Here is a 17,383-nt window from a genome sequence, read left to right on the forward strand (position 1 = left end):
CCGGCTCCGCACAGAGATTAGCGGCGGTAATCGCGGAACGGGCCGTCTGCCACTGAACGGCGCTCGATCAGGCGTGGGTGGACCTCAATGGACTGTGACTCTTCGCGCTTGTTGACGATTCGGTCCAGCAGCATATCGAAGGCGGCTTCCCCAAGGGAATCCTTTGGCTGATGGATGGTGGTCAGCGCTGGGGTGAAGAAGCGAGCGTTGCGCACGTTGTCATATCCGATCACCGAAATATCCTGAGGCACGCGAAGGCCGTGTTCATCGGCGGCACAGAGTGCGCCCATCGCCATGATGTCACCGCCACAGAAGACCGCGGTAGGGCGTGGCTGTTGCGCAATCATCTGCTGCATGGCGCGGTAGCCGGATTCCGGTTCAAAGTCGCCCTGAACGATCCAGTTTTCCGGCACGGTAATTTGCGCTTCTTCCATGGCTTTCATGAATCCGGCCAGACGGCCAGCGCCGGTGTTGCGCTCCATTGGGCCTGGGATCACGCCGATATCGCGGTGGCCGCGTTCGACCAGGTAGCGCCCGGCAAGATAGCCGCCCTGGAAAGCGTTATCGATCACCGAGTCGGTGAAGTCGGCTTTGGCTTCACCCCAGTCCATCACGACCATCGGAATATGGCGATACTCTTCCAGCATGTCGAGTACCGGCTGCGGATATTCAGAACACATCACCAACAGGCCATCGACGCGCTTTTGCGCCATCATAGAGAGATAAGCACGCTGTTTTTCCAGGTTGTTCCAGGCGTTGCCAAGAATCAGGGTATAACCCTTTTCGAAACAGTTTTTTTCAACGGCTTCAATGATTTCCGCAAAATAAGCCGCTTCACTGCTGGTGGCCAGCAGGCCAATAGTTTTGGTGTGATTGACCTTCAGGCTGCGCGCTACGGCACTTGGGGAGTAGTGCAGCTCTTTGATTGCCGCCCACACGGCGTTGCGTGTTTCTTCTGCGACAAAACGCGTCTTGTTAATAACATGTGACACGGTTGTAGTGGAAACGTTTGCGCGCTTCGCTACATCTTTAATTGTTGCCATTCGTTCTCACTCCAGACCCTTTCCTTACGCCTGATGACCGGCACGTAAACGTTTGCCTTTACACACCCTTAACACAATTCATTTGAATTGCGGTACGCCGGGATACGACACAGGACGACAGGAGGGGGTCAATGGCTGGTACGCTTTTAAATTAGCGTGGAATTTTGTCTGATTCTGAGGCAAAGGGGAAGAGAAAAATCGCTATGGCTCTAAAACCTGGAAGATTTTCAGCCTGAAGTGTGCAAAAATGAGCAGGCTCACTTTTGTTGTGGGGATAAAAAGGAGAATAATTGATGAGTACCGACCTGAAGCTCTCTCTGATGACCACTGTGATCGCTCTGGCACTCATTGTCGCCGCCGGGCTGACTGCGGTGTTACACTGATTTATCCGGAGGGAGAGTCCTCTTCCTCCATCACCACCCCCGTCTGATTGTTACCAAATTAGCAAAAATCTTTTGCCATTTTGTTTACTTCTGTTTTTTTGTGATTGATGTCATGCTTTTGACTTCTGTTGTCGTGCCCTTTACTGGAAAGGGTTAACCGGAGTCGTAACATGAAAATCAATTTTCCACTGCTGGCGTTGGCAATCGGCGCATTTGCTATCGGCACTACCGAGTTCTCGCCCATGGGGCTATTGCCCGTTATCGCTAAAGGCGTGGATGTTTCGATTCCCGTAGCAGGCATGCTGATCAGCGCTTACGCAATCGGTGTGATGGTTGGCGCGCCGTTAATGACTCTGCTGCTGTCACATCGCGCTCGCCGCAATGCGCTTATCTTTCTGATGGCGATTTTTACGCTCGGCAACGTGCTGTCGGCTATTGCACCGGACTACACCACATTATTGCTCTCTCGCATCATCACCAGCCTTAACCACGGTGCTTTCTTTGGTCTGGGATCTGTTGTGGCCGCGAGCGTGGTGCCCAAACACAAGCAGGCGAGCGCGGTGGCAACCATGTTTATGGGGCTGACGATTGCCAATATCGGCGGTGTACCGGCAGCGACCTGGCTGGGTGAAACCATCGGCTGGCGTATGTCATTCCTGGCAACGACCGGTCTGGGCGTGGTGGCGATGATGAGCCTGTGGTTCTCATTACCAAAAGGCACCGGTGGTGAACGTCCGAATGTGAAGCAGGAAATGTCCGTGCTGATGCGTCCCCAGGTTTTATCTGCGCTGTTAACCACCGTTCTGGGCGCTGGCGCGATGTTTACGCTTTACACTTATATCGCACCGGTGCTGCACAACATTACCTCAGCGTCGCCGCTGTTTGTTACGGCAATGCTGGTGCTGATTGGCGTTGGGTTCTCCATCGGTAACTATCTGGGTGGTAAGTTTGCTGACCGCTCGGTGACCGGCACGCTGAAAGGTTTTTTACTGCTGCTGATTGCCGTGATGGTGGCGATTCCGTGGGTAGCGCAGAACGAAATCGGTGCAGCGATAAGCATGGTTGTCTGGGGTGCTGCGACGTTCGCCGTGGTTCCACCTTTACAAATGCGCGTTATGCGCGTGGCGCACGAAGCTCCGGGGCTATCGTCCTCGGTCAATATCGGGGCATTTAATCTGGGCAATGCGCTGGGCGCGGCTGCTGGCGGAGCGGTTATTTCCGGTGGTCTGGGCTACAGTTTTGTGCCAGTGATGGGCGCGGTTATCGCGGGTGTGGCGCTGCTGGTGGTGCTGTTCAGCGGCCGTCGCCAGCCTGAAGAAGCGTATTCCAGCCACTGATAATATGCCCGGCGGCAGGCACCGCCGGGCCAGGCATTATGCCGCCAGGTTCTTCGCGACAAATTCCCAGTTTACCAGCGCCCAGAAGTGCTCGAGATAGTTCGGACGGGCGTTACGGTAGTCGATATAATAGGCGTGCTCCCACACATCTACGGTCAGCAGCGGTTTTGCATCCGTCGTCAGCGGCGTGCCTGCGTTCGAGGTGGAAACGATAGCCAGTTTGCCGTCCGCTTTTTTCACAAGCCAGGTCCAGCCTGCACCGAAGTTTTTGACGGCTGCATCGGTAAACTGCGCTTTGAAATCCGCAAAGCTGCCGAAGCTTTCGTTGATGGCCGCAGCGACAGCGCCTGCAGGTTCGCCGCCGGCGTTGGGTGCCAGGCAGTGCCAGTAGAAGGTGTGGTTCCACACCTGAGCGGCGTTGTTGAACACGCCCGCTTCAGAAGTGCGAACAATATCCTCCAGCGTTTTGCCTTCAAAAGCCGTGCCTTTGATCAGATTGTTGAGGTTGGTGATGTAGGTCTGGTGGTGTTTTCCGTAATGGTATTCCAGCGTTTCAGCAGAAATGTGCGGCGCGAGAGCGTCTTTTGCATACGGTAATGCAGGTAATTCGAATGACATTGCTTATTCTCCCTATTATTTTAAGACTCAATAACCCTGTATTGAGTATGGATAGGGTAGCAAATTAAAAGATGTGGCTAAAGAGGAACTTACCCCGACGCTGAAACGACGGGGCAGGGGATCAACGAATGGTTTTCGGCGTCATTACGCGGCGAGCACCAACGTAGTGGTTGGCCCAGTAGTCTTCACTGAGGGAGGTAATCTGGATATCTCGCCCGGTACGTGGAGACTGAATAAATTTCCCGCCGCCAACATACACGCCAACATGATCGGCAGTGCCGCGACCACGAGTGCGGAAGAAGACCAGATCGCCACTTTCCAGTTCACCACGTTCAACGGCCCGGGCATCACGCAGGTGATACATCTCATTCGCGGTGCGAGGAATGCGGAACTTGACCAAATCTTTATACGCATAATAGACCAGACCGCTGCAGTCGAAACCGGTGCGCGGCGACGTACCACCCCAACGGTATGGCTTACCAATCTGGCCCATCAGTTTATTCATTGCGGTTTTCTGCGCTTTTTGCACGCGGACTTTATGCGCATCGGCAATGGTCAGCGGTTTGACTTCCTCGGTCACGCATTTCTTTTTATGCCCCTTGCGAACGCTGCATTTCTGCACCATTTTTGCCGAAGCGGTTTTCAGGGCGGGGCTGTGGGTTTTGCGCGTGGAGGTCTTTTTGCTGGCGGAAATAGCAGGTTTGCTCTTGAGCGTGGTTTTCTTTTTGCTGGTTGTTTTTGTTTTCGCAGTGGTTTTGCTTTTGTTGCCGCTGGTTCGTTTTTTACGGTCCGTCTTGGCCTGATGCGATTTCTGGGATGCGGAAGACCGCGCCTGTTCAGACGCATGAGACAAAGGCGTAATCGACAACGATGTAAACAGTAAAGCACAGAGCGTGATCGAGATTTTATTTATCCGCGCCACTGAGCATTCCTCTGTTAGGCAGGCAAACAGTCATGCCTGGGTATGATTGACAAAACGCATCAATTCTAATGCATAAAAACCTTGGTTGTTAATACACTTTTTCTATTGAATGATCCATTTCGTTAGCAACTGCAAAAAATTACATCAATTCGGACATAAGGCGCACGAAAAACGCTCAAGTTGTTCTCGGAGTTTGCCGATAAACACATATTTTTAAGGCAACTTTACGGCGTCAGAGGTAAAATGCATTTGCGTGAACAAAATGTTATTTCTGACGGCTGCCGTTGGCGTTACACTTAGCAGCTACAGTCATAAAAAAGAAGTTTGAGGAAGCAAGACAATGAGCACGACTCTTGAGAAAATCCAGACCCAAATCGCCGAAAACCCAATCCTTCTGTACATGAAGGGGTCTCCGAAGCTGCCGAGCTGCGGTTTCTCTGCTCAGGCGGTTCAGGCGCTGTCTGCCTGCGGTGAGCGCTTTGCTTACGTAGATATTCTGCAAAACCCGGACATCCGCGCCGAGCTGCCTAAGTACGCAAACTGGCCGACTTTCCCGCAGCTTTGGGTTGACGGTGAGCTGGTTGGCGGCTGCGACATCCTGATCGAAATGTATCAGCGCGGTGAACTGCAGCAGCTGATCAAAGAGACGGCTGCGAAGTATAAAGACGACGAGCAGGCGGCAGAGTAATCCTGCTGGCAGCATAAAAAAAAGCGACCTTCAGGTCGCTTTTTTTATTACGCATTTTCAGCGACAGGCAACGGCCAGCCGCCGAGACGTTTCCACCGGTTGACGATTTCACAAAATAGCTGCGCGGTCTGTTCAGTGTCGTACAGCGCCGAATGCGCCTGAGTACCGTCAAATTCCATCCCTGCCGTGATACACGCTTTTGACAGCACGGTCTGACCCAGTGCAAGGCCGCTCAGCGCTGCGGTATCAAAGGTCACGAACGGGTGGAAAGGGTTACGCTTAAGCCCGGCTCGCTCGGCGGCGGCCATCATAAAGCTGTGATCGAACGTGGCGTTGTGGGCGACCATAATGGCGCGGTTGCACTCCTGATCCTTCATGCCCTTGCGTACTTCTTTAAAAATGGCGTGCAGCGCATCGTATTCGCTGACCGCGCCGCGTTCCGGGTCATTCGGATCAATGCCGTTAAACGCCAGCGCTTCAGGCACCAGGTTTGCGCCTTCGAACGGTTCAACGTGAAAATGCAGTGTGCTGTCCGGCATCAGCCAGCCTTCCTCGTCCATTTTTAACGTCACGGCGGCGACTTCCAGCAGCGCATCCGTTTTAGCGTTAAAGCCCGCGGTTTCTACATCGATAACGACAGGATAAAAACCACGGAAGCGGTCGCACAGAGCATTACGTTGAGCGTTGTCGGACATCTGGATCTCTTAAGCATACAAAAAAGTAGCGCGCATTATGGCAAATTTTGCCAGCAGTTGCAGCAAAGGTGGGCGTAAAAAAGGGTGCCTGAGCACCCCTGAACCTTAGTTGCCAAGACCCTTACCGGCGTCTTTTGCTTCGATCAGTTCAATTTTATAGCCATCGGGATCTTCCACGAAGGCGATGATGGTCGAACCACCTTTGACCGGGCCCGCTTCGCGGGTAACGTTGCCGCCGTTGTTGCGAATGCGTTCGCAGGCTTCTGCCGCATTGTCCACGCTCAGCGCGATATGGCCGTATGCCGTGCCGATGTCGTAGCTATCGACGCCCCAGTTATAGGTCAGTTCGATAACGGCTTCTTCGCTTTCCGGGCCGTAGCCAACGAAGGCGAGGGAGTATTTATATTCCGGGTTTTCGCTGGTGCGCAGCAGCGTCATGCCCAGCACGTTGGTGTAAAACTCGATTGAACGTTGCAGATTGCCAACACGCAGCATGGTGTGAAGCAGGCGCATACTCTTCCCCTTAAAGTGTTGTTTGTACATCAGGAATATCAGTATAGCGGCGCTTATGCGCCGCTATCAATGCAGGATTAGAGGGCAGGGTAATCGGTGTAACCTTCCGCTCCGCCGCCGTAGAAACTTTCCGGGCGCTGTGGGTTCAGCTCAGCTTTGCGTTCCAGACGCGCAACCAGATCCGGGTTGGCAATATAGGCGCGGCCAAAGGCGACGGCGTCTATCAGGCCTTTTTCAATCAGATCTTCGGCTTTCTCCGGCGTGTAAGCGCCAGCGCCAATGATTGGGCCATGGAAGCGCTCGCGCACCTTACGACGGAATTCTTCGGTGTAGGGCTGACCGCCAGCCCAGTCCGGCTCGGACATATGCAGATAGGCAATCCCGCGTTTACCGAGTTCTTCAATCAGGTACAGCGCATCGGCTTCTTCGTTCGGACCGTTGTCGGTGTTCTGGAAAGAACCGATTGGCGATACGCGGATACCGATACGATCAGCGCTCCACTCTTTGCTGACGGCATCGACCACTTCCAGCACCAGGCGGGCGCGGTTTTCGATGCTGCCGCCATACTGATCGGTACGATGGTTAGCAGACGGTGACAGGAACTGGTGTAGCAGATAACCGTGTGCAGAGTGCAGCTCAACCAGATCGAAACCGGCTTCGCGAGCGTTAGCGACAGCCTGACGGAAATCGTTCACGATACCCGGGATTTCATCCAGTTCGAGCGCGCGTGGCAGAGAAGTATCTTCACGGGTTGCGTTGCCGTTGGCATCACGCAGAGAAGTACGCGTGCCTGCGCTCAGTGCGGAAGGGGCCACTGGCGCCTTGCCTCCGGGCTGGAGGCTGGTGTGGGAGATGCGGCCGGTGTGCCACAGCTGAACCGCCATATGACCGTGCTCGGCATGGACGCCCGCGGTAATTTTTTTCCACGCGGCAATCTGTTCCTCGCTATGAAGACCTGGAGCACCGGCGTAGCCTTTCGCCTGGGCAGAAATCTGCGTAGCTTCAGAGATGATAAGCCCTGAGCTTGCGCGCTGGCGGTAGTACTCGCCCATCAGCGGCGTCGGGATATCACCCGGCTCGATGCTGCGCAGACGCGTCAGCGGCGCCATCAGTACGCGGTTAGGCAGAGTAACTGCGCCAACCTTGAGCGGGGTAAACAGTTTGGATCGTGACATGGTGACTCCTGAGTAGACCGGTCGTCTGGTGATTCGATAAAAAAAGAAAATCAACGTGCTGATTTTCCGTTAGTCGTTGTTAAGCCGGGAAAGGCCTGCTTAACCTGCCGTATGTGGACTACAGCCCCGGTGCGGCAATCATCGTTTTCGCATGTTCGAGCGCGCTTTCCAGCGGCGTCGCACTGCGGGATATCTTGGCCTGCAGATTCGCGCCCAGCCATAAGGAGTAGAGCACTTCCGCCTGGGTATGCGCATCGCCCTGGAAAGTCAGGCAGCCTTCTTTGCGGCCTTCATCCAGCGCGTGGGTCAACAGCACGATAATCTGGCTGGCTCCTTTGTTCATCTCCGTGCGCATGACTTCCGAAAGATCGCAAACTTCGGCGGAGAGTTTGACCGTCAGACAACCGCTGATGATGCCCTGCTGGCAAAACTGGTTGAGCGTGTGCTGATAGTAAGCCAGCAGCCTGTCGCGGTAGTTGCCTTCACCGTGCGCAAAATGTTCAGCCAGGCGACGGTGATAGTCGGCATAGTGTCGCTCAAGCATCGCCACGCCAAACGCTTCTTTAGAGCGGAAATAGTGATAGAACGAACCCTTCGGCACTTCCGCCGTTTTCAGGAGCTCGCTCAGGCCCATTCCGGTAAAGCCGCGATGCATGCACAGGCTCTCGCCGGTGGCGAGGATGTGTTCGCGGGTGTCGTGTTCGATTGGTCTGTTCATGGCGCTCAATGTAGTAGACCGATCGGTCTAATGCAAGTGAAAAGTGAGAAGGTTGCAGGATGCGCATTATCAGGCTTCAATGAAAGTAAGCGGAAAACAGGGGGGCGATGTGGCAGAGCAGCTGGAGTTTTTCCCGGTTCAAAGTCCTTGCCGGGGTATTTGTCAGTCTGATGAGCGTGGCTATTGCCGCGGCTGCCTGCGTAGCCGCGAAGAGCGCTTCAACTGGCAGCAGTTCACCGATGCTCAGAAACAGGAGGTGCTACGCCTGTGTCGCCAGCGTCTTCTGCGCAAAATCCGCGCAAACAAACCCACAATACCTGAAGAACCCGATCAGCCCTCACTGTTTTAGCGCTGAATGTGCGTATACTCGATGAAATTTTTCTGTTGAGGAAGCATTTATGGTTCAGCGTATTACCCTCGCGCCAAACGGCCCGGAATTCTCCCGCTTTGTAATGGGCTACTGGCGCCTGATGGACTGGAACATGTCCCCGCAGCAGCTGGTCAGCTTTATTGAAGAACATCTGGATCTGGGTGTTACCACGGTCGATCACGCAGATATTTACGGCGGCTACCTGTGCGAAGCGGCCTTTGGTGAAGCCCTGAAGCTGGCTCCGCACCTGCGTTCCCGTATGGAAGTGGTCAGCAAGTGTGGTATCGCGACTACCGCGAATCCGGAAAACGTCATTGGCCACTACATTACCGATCGCGACCATATCGTGCGCAGTGCGGAGCAGTCGCTGAAAAATCTGGCGACGGATCACCTCGATTTACTGCTGATCCACCGTCCGGATCCGCTGATGGATGCCGACGAAGTCGCGGAAGCGTTTACTGAACTGCACCAGAGCGGCAAGGTGCGCCACTTTGGCGTCTCAAACTTCACGCCTGCGCAGTTCTCTCTGTTGCAGTCGCGCCTGCCGTTTACGCTTGCCACTAATCAGGTTGAGCTTTCGCCGGTGCACCAGCCGCTGTTGCTGGACGGCACGCTCGATCAGCTGCAGCAGTTGCGCGTGCGTCCGATGGCGTGGTCCTGCCTCGGCGGCGGTAGCCTGTTCAATGACGACAAATATCAGCCGCTGCGCGATGAGCTGGCTCAGGTAGCGAAAGAACTGAATGCAGAAAGCATTGAGCAGGTGGTCTACGCCTGGGTGATGCGCTTACCGTCTCAGCCATTGCCTATCATTGGCTCAGGTAAAATTGAACGCGTGCGTTCCGCCATTGCGGCAGAGCATCTGGAGATGACCCGCCAACAGTGGTTCCGCATTCGTAAAGCCGCGCTCGGCTACGACGTACCTTAATTCCGCTTTACGCTCTGGTTCCGTCCAAAAAAGTGTCCCTGGTATAGACTTATCAGGGACACTTTCTTTTTGGAGGTTCTATGCAACGAGTCACTCTCACGTTAATTGCGATGGTCATTTCCACGGGCGCGTACGCGGCCAGTACGGATGTGGAGATGAATCTGGTCACTTCCCAGGGCGTTGGGCAATCCATTGGCGAGGTGAAAATTACCGAGACGGATAAAGGGCTGGAATTTGCGCCCGACCTCAAGGCCTTGCCGCCGGGAGAACATGGTTTTCACGTTCACGCCAAAGGGAGCTGTCAACCCGCAATGAAAGAGGGTAAAGCCAGCGCTGCCGAAGCGGCAGGCGGGCATCTGGATCCCGACCATTCGGGTAAGCATGAAGGACCAAACGGCATGGGGCATCTCGGCGATTTGCCGGTGCTGGTGGTCAACAATGACGGTAAGGCTACTCAGCCGGTTCTTGCTCCTCGCCTGAAAAAACTGGATGAAATCAAAGGCAAAGCGCTAATGATCCACGTTGGTGGCGATAATATGTCCGATCAACCCAAACCGCTGGGCGGTGGAGGCGCACGCTATGCCTGCGGCGTTATCAAGTAGCGCTTTCTACGAGCGTGCCTTCCGGCGGAGCCTGTTCCAGCTGGAGTAACGAACAGTACAGGCGCCAGACAATCGACGCCAGTTCGCGAGCTGCGGGCTGGTGGTGGTGGCCGAGCGTTTCATAAATTCGCTGTAGTTCCGTCAGCGCAGAGGCCAGTGGGCGCTGCTGGACGCCACGCTCGCTCATCACATCCCGCAGCAGGCTGATACACAGATCCCGCACCTGAACCAGCGGGTCGGAACGCGTTTCCCAGTCGCGAAGCTGCCAGACAACATGGGAACAGTTCAGCAGCACTACGCCCCAGCGCAGTAGCCAGCGGCGGGCGAGGAGGTCCTGGCTGTTGCTAAGTTGACTGATGTAGTGATAAACCAGCGATTCAAATTCGTGCTCGCTGTGCTGCGGATGGCGGCTGAGCTGATCGACAAAGTGACGCCGTAACGCCCGGATGTGTCGGCGGCTTTTACGCGCATCCGAGCCCGGTTTCAGCACGGCGAAAGCCAGCCACGCCATACCTACGCCGATAATTTTTGCCAGATTGTCGTTCAGAAAACCACCGAAATCATAGACTGGCGGATTCGTCACTGAGATAAACGACCCCATAAATACAATCAGTTGCCCCCACAGCCCCGCATATTTCGGCATCTGTAACTTGAACAGCTGCATCGTAATGATGAGGGGGAACAGAAACAGCAGGAACTGCCACAGATCGCTTATCTGAACCATCAGGCCAAACTTCACCGCAAAGCTGAACAGCGAAAGCCACAGCAGGGTGCGCAACAGCAACGTCAGCGAGTTGAAGGGCGAAGGTGAAACGGAGTACAGGACGCAGCAGATGGCCGCCAGCGTCAGCGCGGCCGGACCTGAAGACCACTGCGTATTGATGGCCCATGCGCCTACGGCAACCAGCGCACAAAAGGTGCGAATACCATTCCATAGCGCTTCGGCGTGGTCGGTCCGGCGGGCGAGCGCAGGCGCTGCCGGTACGTCAAATTCAGTGATGGCCGAGGCGTTTTCCAGCCGCAGGATCCAGCGGTTGGTGCTCAGATAGATACGGCAAAAATAACGCAGCCTTTGCCAGAATGCACGATGGCGGAAATCCTGAGGGTCGTGCGGTGCCAGCGGAGCAATGATCCGTGCCACCGTGTAAGCATCCGCGTTGGGGCGCGCCAGTTCGACAAACAGGTTCTCAAGGACCTCGCGGATGTTCTTCGGAGAATCGGGCCAGTTGACCAGCATACGACGAAGGCTGGAAATCACGCTGGTCAGACGGAGCTGCTGGTGAAGGAGCGCGTTCAGCAGGCTGTTCTGACGACGAAAGCGATAATGGCTCCAGAAGGCCTGAATGCGCAGCAGGTTCATCGTCAGAATTTGGCCGATCATGCTTTCATGGGCGGTGCGAACGGCATCGCTGTTTTCCGGCTGCCACAGCAGGCTGGCATGTTCGAGAATGCGGGCGTGCATTTTTTTCAGCGCCGTCAGTAGCGCCGTCCCGTCGGAGGTGCTGGGCATGATCATCATCATCATCGCGCCGCACAGAATCCCAAGTATGACCTCGCATACGCGGGCCTGAGCAATGTCCCAGATATGGGTGGCATCTACCACGTTGACCATGGGAAACGCGATGATCGCGCAGGTATATCCCGCAAGCTGGAAGGCGTAGGCGACATTATTCATGTACATCGCGCAGGTCCAGGTGCAGAACGCAATCCACGCTGACAGGCCTAAGAGGAACAGCCACGGATCGGTCAGGGTATGACCGGCAATCAGAATGGCGGCGCAGGCGCCAAGCAGACTTCCGGCGATGCGGCCAAGACTTTTACTGATTACCCCGCCGACGGTCGGAAAGCTGACGACGGCAGCAGAGGTCATCGCCCAGTAGGGCTGATCGAGATTGATATAGTAGGCAAAGCTCAGGGCCAGGCACATCGCAATGCCGTTGCGCAGGGCGTAGCGCCACTGCGGGCGCGTTGCTTTTACCCAGGGGAGTGATTGCCAGGAGAACGCCGGAAAATTCATTACTCACCGCCGAGTGAGACGGTACAGGTGGTGCCGGAAACCAGAACGATATCCTGAGGCTGATTATCGAACTCAATTCGCACCGGCACGCGCTGCGCCAGCCTTACCCACGGAATGGTGGGTTTAACGTCAGCCACGAGACTGCCGTCAGCGCCAACGCTTTGATCCGTAATTGCCCGGCCAATGCTGGCTACGTGACCCTGTAACGTTTGTCCGTTGCTGTAAAGCGTGACGTTTGCCGGTACGCCAGGCTGGATATGGCGCAGTTTTGTTTCCTCGAAATAACCGAGCACGTAAAACGAGTGGCTGTCGATCAACGCAAAGACAGGGCGGCCAACGGAGGCGTAATCCCCCGTTCGGGTGGACATATTGGTGACCCAGCCGTCCACAGGTGCCTTGACGTCGGTTTGTGAGAGCTGCCAGTTGGCATGTTCAAGCTCTGCGCTGGCTGCATCCGCACTGGCTTTCGCGGCGGCGACGCTGGCTGCGGCGGCCTCTGCATTGGCTTTTGCCGTTTGCAGCGCAATGTTCACCGTATCGAGATCTTCTGCAGAGATGAAGTTTTTCGGCAGATCACGGCGGCGATCCGCTTCGTGACGAGCCTTCGCCATATCCGCCAGTGCTTTGTCCCGATCGGCCTGCGCTTTTGCCATATCCGACACCGCTTTTGCCTGCTGCGCTTTTGCGTTCATCACCGCAATGCGGAAGGGGGTGGCATCCAGCCTGAACAGCACATCGCCAGCTTTGACCTGCTGGTTATCGCGCACGTTCAGCTCGGTAATACTGCCGGAAACCTGCGGCGTGATGCTGACCTGCTCGGCGCGAATTTTCCCGTCGCGCGTCCAGGGCGATTGCATGTAGTAGTTCCAGACCAGCCAGACGGCAATCAGAGCCAGCGCCGCAACGAGGAGCGTGGAGAAATATTTTAGTTTTTTCATCAGGTTATTTTACCACGCAACGATCAGCATCAGCGCCGTGCAAACCGCCAGCGCGAACAGGGAGAGATCCATTAAGAGCGGATGCCAGACGTCACCTGCGTACATCCAGTCGCGCAGCAGCCGATGGGCGATAAGCCAGATCGGGAAACCGAGCAGCACCGCTTTAAACAAGGGAGGGAAATAGATGGACGCGCCGACGATTAAATCCTGTAGCGGGAATCCGGGTGTGTTAAAGGTTAGCTCCACGAACAAAATCCTTTGCAAATGTGCCATTACCGCAAACCTGTGGTGACAGGTCGGAATAGTAAACAGTGTAAATCATTGTGTCAGCCTGCGGATGAGGCGATACATTTGTTTTGGTCATTTAAATGCTGCACACTAGTCTAAAATCAGTATAATAACTTAGCAAGCTAATTATAAGGAGATGAAATTGGAATCGCCACTGGGTTCTGATCTGGCACGACTGGTGCGCATTTGGCGTGCTCTGATTGACCATCGCCTGAAACCTCTGGAATTAACGCAGACGCACTGGGTCACGCTGCATAATATTCATCAGCTACCGCCAGAACAGTCGCAAATTCAACTGGCTAAGGCTATCGGCATTGAGCAGCCTTCTCTGGTTCGTACGCTGGATCAGCTGGAAGAGAAAGGTCTGATTTCGCGTCAAACCTGCGCTAATGACCGCCGTGCCAAACGTATCAAGCTGACGGAGAAAGCCGAGCCGCTGATTGAAGATATGGAAGCGGTGATCCGGAAAACGCGGGGAGAAATTCTTTCCGGGATTTCGCCTGAAGAGCTCGACCTTCTGCTTGGGCTCATTCGTAAGCTGGAGCAGAACATCAATGAGCTACAGGCCAGAGATTAAGCGCCAGCTCATCGAATACACAAGGCCCTGCACAGCAGGGCCTTTTTCTTAATTCAGCCAGACAACCACCCGGTTGCGGCCCTGTTCTTTGGCCTGATACATCGCTTCATCTGCGCGCTGAACGCAAACCTCCTGTTCAGCTTCTTTTTGTGTGGCAGTAAACAGACCCATGCTGATAGTGATTTTCTCCGGAAGATGGCCGTTGCTGCTTACTTCATCATGCTGATAGACCGTCTGACGGATCCGCTCGGCAATTTGCAGTGCGTCACTGGTATCGGTGTCCGTCAGCAGCAGGGCAAACTCTTCACCGCCGATACGGGCCGCAACGTCCTGTTTCCGGGTTGTACCCTGTAAAATTCCAGCGACAAACTGAATCACCTTATCTCCCTGCAGGTGGCCATAGTTGTCATTGATGCGCTTGAAGTGGTCCAGATCGCAGACGATAACCGACACAGGCTTTTCCTGTGAAACTTCAGCCATATGGCGCTTCAGGCTGTCATAGAAGAAGCTGCGATTAAACAGGCGCGTCATCGGGTCACGGATGGAGTTTTGGTAAGAGTCTTCATACTTGCTGTTAGATTCTTTATACAAAGTAAATACGTCACAGAGCAGAACGAAAATAAGGAACAGCGTTGCGGTTGTTTCAAACAGACGCGACTGATACCAGGAATACCCTTCAGTGGAGACGGCAGGCAGCAGCAGGAAGAGCATGAATATATAAAACGTGCAAAACAGATAGCCGCTGTACCAGAAAATATTTCGCAGGCGGGTCATCGCCAACATAATGATTAACGTCAGACACCAAAGCGCAACCATTCCGCCAATCAGATAGTTATGCCATAGCGGTGTAAATATTTTAGTCAATTTATCAACAAGTTCAAGACTCATTCCCTCTGAACGACTTGAATATAACCAGGAAAGAATCAACGTTATGACGGTAAAGCCGATAAGTCCGGTAAGAATAAGGATATGATTACGGCGAGTATGAATATCACTATGGCGATATTTGTACAGAAATGTTGAAGTGGTGAACAATATTGCCATCATGACGTTACGGAAAAAATAATAGATGAGAGCGTCATTGACATTCACGCTTGAAACGGATGCGCAGAGCAGCCAGTCAGCGTAGCTGCTGAGGGTGCCGAGCATCAGCACCGACGAGCCGCCAAAGGCGCAGGCAATCGCCATCAGGTATAAACGGTGCTTATCGCACAGGTATTTCATCAGCATAAAGCTGGCAATGAGAATGTGGAACACCATCAGGAAAATGGTCATCACCGGGAAAAGTGCCGGAGTCATCGTAGGAATACGATAAATGACCTGGCTTGAAATAAGATGTAATAAACCGATAAGGAAAATGGTTGCGCCAAAGAAAACCATTAACCGCCTAAACGGGAAGAATTTATTGCCAAGCATATTAAAAATCTCAACGTGCGGTATTGCAAAGAGCAGCACCAATAAAAGCAGGCATTGGCCTGGAACAGATGAAGTGTAAAATATTCACGAGAGGTAAATATTGCGCAGGCGCAAGTCTGCTTTCAGAAAAATAATAAGCTATATGTCGTAGTGTAAGTTTGATGCAGAAAATGTGAATAAAAGAAGATGAGATGCGTGGAGGTAAATAAAAGCGTGTGGCTATACGCCACACGCCGGATAATTAGCGTGGTGAAACGGTCACCTGGCTGCCATTGCTTGCCATCACGACGCGCTGACCTGCGGAGAAACGGGTATCGCCCTGTTTCTGCACAACCATGATGGTGTTGCCATCGTCTTTGCGGATTTCCAGCTCAACGCCCTGGGTTTTGTTCACCGCCCCCTGGACACCCTGGCCCGCGACGCCGCCTGCTACAGCACCCGCTGCGGTTGCCAGTGACCGGCCTGTACCGCCCCCGATGGTATTACCGAGGAAGCCACCCAGTACCGCACCGCCAATTGCGCCGATGACGTTAGAATCATCACCGCCCTGAATTTGCACCGGACGCGTGTGGACAATCGTCCCGTAGGTGACATTCTGAACCTGCTTGGCTTCGGATGCAGAATACACGTCCCCGGAGAGGCCGCTGCTGCTGACACAACCTGCAAGCGTGAAACCAATCATTGAAACGGCCAAAACACGTAACATCATTTATGAATCTCCTGTTCACCAAGAAACGCTCTTGAGAGCATCCGTACACCGCAATTATATGGCAATTCTGCGTCGCAGATCATATGTTCTGCGATGATCTGTTTAAAATTGTACACGCTTTGTGCTTAACCAAGGTTAAACCACCGTTGCACCACCAGGCGCAGACGCCTGATTGACGCTGACAGAAGGCCCAATTGTGAAATTTTGTTATTGGATCATGGCATTAAGAAAGTGTTTATGTTTCATTGATGGCTCTCAGTCACGAACTAAGGAAGGCGTATGAAATCGGGTCGCTATATAGGTGTGATGTCGGGGACCAGCCTTGACGGTGTCGATGTGGTGCTGGCGGCAATGGACGATAACATGGTTGCACAACAGGCCAGCCTGTCGTACCCCATACCCATTGCGCTGAAAGAAGCCATTCTGGCAATCTGTCAGGGGCAGCAGCTGACGCTGTCGCAGTATGGGCAACTGGACACACGCCTTGGCCACTTGTTCGCCGATGCCGTGCTGGCTTTGATGGCACAGGAAAACCTTAAAGCAAGCGACGTGATAGCCATTGGCTGCCACGGTCAGACGGTCTGGCATGAGCCCGACGGCGAGGCGCCGCATACGCTGCAAATTGGTGACAACAACATTGTTGCCGCTCGTACTGGCGTCACGGTAGTGGGGGATTTCCGCCGCCGCGATATTGCGCTGGGCGGGCAGGGGGCGCCGCTGGTGCCCGCCTTTCACCACGCGCTTCTTGCTGACCCGCAGGAGCGGCGCATTGTGCTGAATATCGGCGGCATCGCGAATCTGTCCATGCTGTGCCCTGGTCTGCCGGTAAAAGGGCACGATACCGGGCCGGGTAATATGCTGATGGATGCCTGGATTTGGCGTCAGTGCGGCAAGCCTTACGACAAAGACGCCGAGTGGGCAAGCTCAGGGAAGGTGATCCTTCCGCTGCTCCAGGAGATGCTGAGCGATCCGTGGTTTGCACTACCGGCGCCGAAAAGCACCGGGCGTGAATATTTCAACTATGGGTGGCTGGAACGCCAGCTGGCGAAGCACCCAGGGCTGGCGGCTAAAGACGTGATGACTACACTGACGGAGCTCACTGCCGTAACCATTAGCGAACAGGTGCTGCTGAGCGGCGGCTGCGAACGTTTACTGGTGTGCGGTGGCGGAAGCCGTAATCCGCTGCTGATGGCGCGTCTGGCAGGGCTGTTGCCGGGAACGGAAGTGTCGACAACCGACGAAGCAGGCGTCAGCGGCGATGATATGGAAGGGCTGGCGTTTGCCTGGCTTGCCTGGCGTACGCTGAACGGCCTGCCGGGGAATTTACCTTCCGTAACAGGCGCCAGCGAGCCGACGGTACTGGGCGCTATTTTCCCTGCCAACCCGGTGCAGAATCAGAGTTAACTGACTGAGTCGTTTTCACATTGCCGATACAATAGCCGTGTAATG

The 17,383-nt window shown here is 54.4% G+C and carries 20 protein-coding genes; 8 read left to right on the top strand and 12 right to left on the bottom strand.

Annotation, left to right across the window (positions count from 1 at the left end; all coding sequences use genetic code 11):
- Positions 1-17: 17 nt before the first annotated feature.
- Positions 18-1,043 (bottom strand): HTH-type transcriptional repressor PurR, encoded by a 1,026-nt coding sequence (gene purR / locus AB1287_RS06225; protein WP_312629662.1) that lies wholly within the window; start codon positions 1,041-1,043, stop codon positions 18-20.
- 293 nt (positions 1,044-1,336) lie between these two features.
- Between purR and AB1287_RS06230 the strand changes: the two genes are divergently transcribed.
- Both AB1287_RS06230 and AB1287_RS06235 read left to right on the top strand, forming a co-directional pair.
- Positions 1,337-1,426 (top strand): YnhF family membrane protein, encoded by a 90-nt coding sequence (locus AB1287_RS06230; RefSeq protein WP_312629663.1) that lies wholly within the window; start codon positions 1,337-1,339, stop codon positions 1,424-1,426.
- Between the two features lie 170 nt (positions 1,427-1,596).
- The gene (locus tag AB1287_RS06235; RefSeq protein WP_435617257.1) at positions 1,597-2,763 is read left to right on the top strand and encodes an MFS transporter; all 1,167 of its coding nucleotides are present in this window, start codon (positions 1,597-1,599) and stop codon (positions 2,761-2,763) included.
- Positions 2,764-2,799: 36 nt separating this feature from the next.
- On the opposite strand, the gene sodB is transcribed toward AB1287_RS06235, so the two are convergent.
- Together sodB and AB1287_RS06245 are read right to left on the bottom strand one after the other, a co-directional pair.
- Positions 2,800-3,381, bottom strand: a complete 582-nt coding sequence (gene sodB, locus AB1287_RS06240) for a superoxide dismutase [Fe] (RefSeq protein ID WP_435617258.1) — start codon at positions 3,379-3,381, stop codon at positions 2,800-2,802.
- Positions 3,382-3,502: 121 nt separating this feature from the next.
- The gene (locus tag AB1287_RS06245) at positions 3,503-4,303 is read right to left on the bottom strand and encodes a C40 family peptidase (protein ID WP_312629666.1); all 801 of its coding nucleotides are present in this window, start codon (positions 4,301-4,303) and stop codon (positions 3,503-3,505) included.
- A gap of 340 nt (positions 4,304-4,643) precedes the next feature.
- On the opposite strand from AB1287_RS06245, the gene AB1287_RS06250 reads away from it, so the two are divergent.
- Positions 4,644-4,991 carry a Grx4 family monothiol glutaredoxin gene (locus AB1287_RS06250; protein ID WP_097163917.1) on the top strand — a complete coding sequence of 116 codons (348 nt, stop codon included), beginning with the start codon at positions 4,644-4,646 and terminating at the stop codon, positions 4,989-4,991.
- A 47-nt stretch (positions 4,992-5,038) separates the two neighbouring features.
- Here AB1287_RS06250 and rnt read toward each other — a convergent pair whose 3' ends face one another.
- From rnt to AB1287_RS06270, 4 genes are all read right to left on the bottom strand, one after another.
- Positions 5,039-5,686: a ribonuclease T gene (rnt, locus tag AB1287_RS06255; protein WP_312629668.1), complete on the bottom strand. Its 648-nt coding sequence runs from the start codon at positions 5,684-5,686 to the stop codon at positions 5,039-5,041.
- A gap of 105 nt (positions 5,687-5,791) precedes the next feature.
- Complete coding sequence (gene gloA / locus AB1287_RS06260) at positions 5,792-6,199, bottom strand: lactoylglutathione lyase (RefSeq protein WP_435617259.1); 408 nt, start codon at positions 6,197-6,199, stop codon at positions 5,792-5,794.
- Between the two features lie 77 nt (positions 6,200-6,276).
- Positions 6,277-7,374: an alkene reductase gene (locus tag AB1287_RS06265; protein ID WP_312629672.1), complete on the bottom strand. Its 1,098-nt coding sequence runs from the start codon at positions 7,372-7,374 to the stop codon at positions 6,277-6,279.
- Positions 7,375-7,492: 118 nt separating this feature from the next.
- The gene (locus AB1287_RS06270; protein WP_435617260.1) at positions 7,493-8,092 is read right to left on the bottom strand and encodes a TetR/AcrR family transcriptional regulator; all 600 of its coding nucleotides are present in this window, start codon (positions 8,090-8,092) and stop codon (positions 7,493-7,495) included.
- A gap of 79 nt (positions 8,093-8,171) precedes the next feature.
- On the opposite strand from AB1287_RS06270, the gene AB1287_RS06275 reads away from it, so the two are divergent.
- The 3 genes from AB1287_RS06275 (at position 8,172) to sodC (ending at position 9,989) form a co-directional block, all read left to right on the top strand.
- Positions 8,172-8,441 (top strand): DUF1289 domain-containing protein, encoded by a 270-nt coding sequence (locus AB1287_RS06275; protein ID WP_435617261.1) that lies wholly within the window; start codon positions 8,172-8,174, stop codon positions 8,439-8,441.
- Between the two features lie 49 nt (positions 8,442-8,490).
- Positions 8,491-9,387, top strand: a complete 897-nt coding sequence (locus tag AB1287_RS06280; protein ID WP_312629678.1) for an aldo/keto reductase — start codon at positions 8,491-8,493, stop codon at positions 9,385-9,387.
- Between the two features lie 80 nt (positions 9,388-9,467).
- The gene (gene sodC, locus AB1287_RS06285; protein ID WP_435617262.1) at positions 9,468-9,989 is read left to right on the top strand and encodes a superoxide dismutase [Cu-Zn] SodC; all 522 of its coding nucleotides are present in this window, start codon (positions 9,468-9,470) and stop codon (positions 9,987-9,989) included.
- Here the strand turns inward: sodC and AB1287_RS06290 are convergent.
- From AB1287_RS06290 to AB1287_RS06300, 3 genes are read right to left on the bottom strand one after another with little or no spacing between them, the layout of a single operon-like run.
- Positions 9,982-12,006, bottom strand: coding sequence for an FUSC family protein (locus AB1287_RS06290; protein ID WP_312629682.1), 2,025 nt, complete (start codon positions 12,004-12,006; stop codon positions 9,982-9,984). The genes sodC and AB1287_RS06290 overlap by 8 nt on opposite strands.
- On the bottom strand, positions 12,006-12,944 hold the full coding sequence (locus AB1287_RS06295) for an HlyD family efflux transporter periplasmic adaptor subunit (protein ID WP_435617263.1): 939 nt from the start codon (positions 12,942-12,944) through the stop codon (positions 12,006-12,008). The genes AB1287_RS06290 and AB1287_RS06295 overlap by 1 nt, the downstream gene beginning before the upstream one ends.
- A gap of 9 nt (positions 12,945-12,953) precedes the next feature.
- Positions 12,954-13,190, bottom strand: a complete 237-nt coding sequence (locus AB1287_RS06300; protein ID WP_312629686.1) for a DUF1656 domain-containing protein — start codon at positions 13,188-13,190, stop codon at positions 12,954-12,956.
- A 178-nt stretch (positions 13,191-13,368) separates the two neighbouring features.
- Here AB1287_RS06300 and slyA point away from each other — a divergent pair, with 178 nt between their 5' ends.
- On the top strand, positions 13,369-13,809 hold the full coding sequence (slyA, locus tag AB1287_RS06305; RefSeq protein ID WP_312629688.1) for a transcriptional regulator SlyA: 441 nt from the start codon (positions 13,369-13,371) through the stop codon (positions 13,807-13,809).
- 48 nt (positions 13,810-13,857) lie between these two features.
- Here slyA and AB1287_RS06310 read toward each other — a convergent pair whose 3' ends face one another.
- Together AB1287_RS06310 and slyB are read right to left on the bottom strand one after the other, a co-directional pair.
- Complete coding sequence (locus tag AB1287_RS06310) at positions 13,858-15,225, bottom strand: MASE4 domain-containing protein (protein WP_436799823.1); 1,368 nt, start codon at positions 15,223-15,225, stop codon at positions 13,858-13,860.
- Positions 15,226-15,466: 241 nt separating this feature from the next.
- Positions 15,467-15,934, bottom strand: coding sequence for an outer membrane lipoprotein SlyB (gene slyB, locus AB1287_RS06315; protein ID WP_312629692.1), 468 nt, complete (start codon positions 15,932-15,934; stop codon positions 15,467-15,469).
- A 279-nt stretch (positions 15,935-16,213) separates the two neighbouring features.
- On the opposite strand from slyB, the gene anmK reads away from it, so the two are divergent.
- On the top strand, positions 16,214-17,338 hold the full coding sequence (anmK, locus tag AB1287_RS06320; protein ID WP_435617265.1) for an anhydro-N-acetylmuramic acid kinase: 1,125 nt from the start codon (positions 16,214-16,216) through the stop codon (positions 17,336-17,338).
- Positions 17,339-17,383: the final 45 nt, after the last annotated feature.

The organism is Scandinavium sp. UTDF21-P1B (assembly GCF_040750395.1).
Lineage (GTDB): Bacteria > Pseudomonadota > Gammaproteobacteria > Enterobacterales > Enterobacteriaceae > Scandinavium.

Bases quoted from the DNA above. Each gene is read 5' to 3' on its own strand.
- purR (WP_312629662.1), bottom strand. From the start codon at position 1,043: ATGGCAACAATTAAAGATGTAGCGAAGCGCGCAAACGTTTCCACTACA.
- AB1287_RS06230 (WP_312629663.1), top strand. From the start codon at position 1,337: ATGAGTACCGACCTGAAGCTCTCTCTGATGACCACTGTGATCGCTCTG.
- AB1287_RS06235 (WP_435617257.1), top strand. From the start codon at position 1,597: ATGAAAATCAATTTTCCACTGCTGGCGTTGGCAATCGGCGCATTTGCT.
- sodB (WP_435617258.1), bottom strand. From the start codon at position 3,381: ATGTCATTCGAATTACCTGCATTACCGTATGCAAAAGACGCTCTCGCG.
- AB1287_RS06250 (WP_097163917.1), top strand. From the start codon at position 4,644: ATGAGCACGACTCTTGAGAAAATCCAGACCCAAATCGCCGAAAACCCA.
- rnt (WP_312629668.1), bottom strand. From the start codon at position 5,686: ATGTCCGACAACGCTCAACGTAATGCTCTGTGCGACCGCTTCCGTGGT.
- gloA (WP_435617259.1), bottom strand. From the start codon at position 6,199: ATGCGCCTGCTTCACACCATGCTGCGTGTTGGCAATCTGCAACGTTCA.
- AB1287_RS06265 (WP_312629672.1), bottom strand. From the start codon at position 7,374: ATGTCACGATCCAAACTGTTTACCCCGCTCAAGGTTGGCGCAGTTACT.
- AB1287_RS06270 (WP_435617260.1), bottom strand. From the start codon at position 8,092: ATGAACAGACCAATCGAACACGACACCCGCGAACACATCCTCGCCACC.
- AB1287_RS06275 (WP_435617261.1), top strand. From the start codon at position 8,172: ATGAAAGTAAGCGGAAAACAGGGGGGCGATGTGGCAGAGCAGCTGGAG.
- AB1287_RS06280 (WP_312629678.1), top strand. From the start codon at position 8,491: ATGGTTCAGCGTATTACCCTCGCGCCAAACGGCCCGGAATTCTCCCGC.
- sodC (WP_435617262.1), top strand. From the start codon at position 9,468: ATGCAACGAGTCACTCTCACGTTAATTGCGATGGTCATTTCCACGGGC.
- AB1287_RS06290 (WP_312629682.1), bottom strand. From the start codon at position 12,006: ATGAATTTTCCGGCGTTCTCCTGGCAATCACTCCCCTGGGTAAAAGCA.
- AB1287_RS06295 (WP_435617263.1), bottom strand. From the start codon at position 12,944: ATGAAAAAACTAAAATATTTCTCCACGCTCCTCGTTGCGGCGCTGGCT.
- slyA (WP_312629688.1), top strand. From the start codon at position 13,369: ATGAAATTGGAATCGCCACTGGGTTCTGATCTGGCACGACTGGTGCGC.
- AB1287_RS06310 (WP_436799823.1), bottom strand. From the start codon at position 15,225: ATGCTTGGCAATAAATTCTTCCCGTTTAGGCGGTTAATGGTTTTCTTT.
- slyB (WP_312629692.1), bottom strand. From the start codon at position 15,934: ATGATGTTACGTGTTTTGGCCGTTTCAATGATTGGTTTCACGCTTGCA.
- anmK (WP_435617265.1), top strand. From the start codon at position 16,214: ATGAAATCGGGTCGCTATATAGGTGTGATGTCGGGGACCAGCCTTGAC.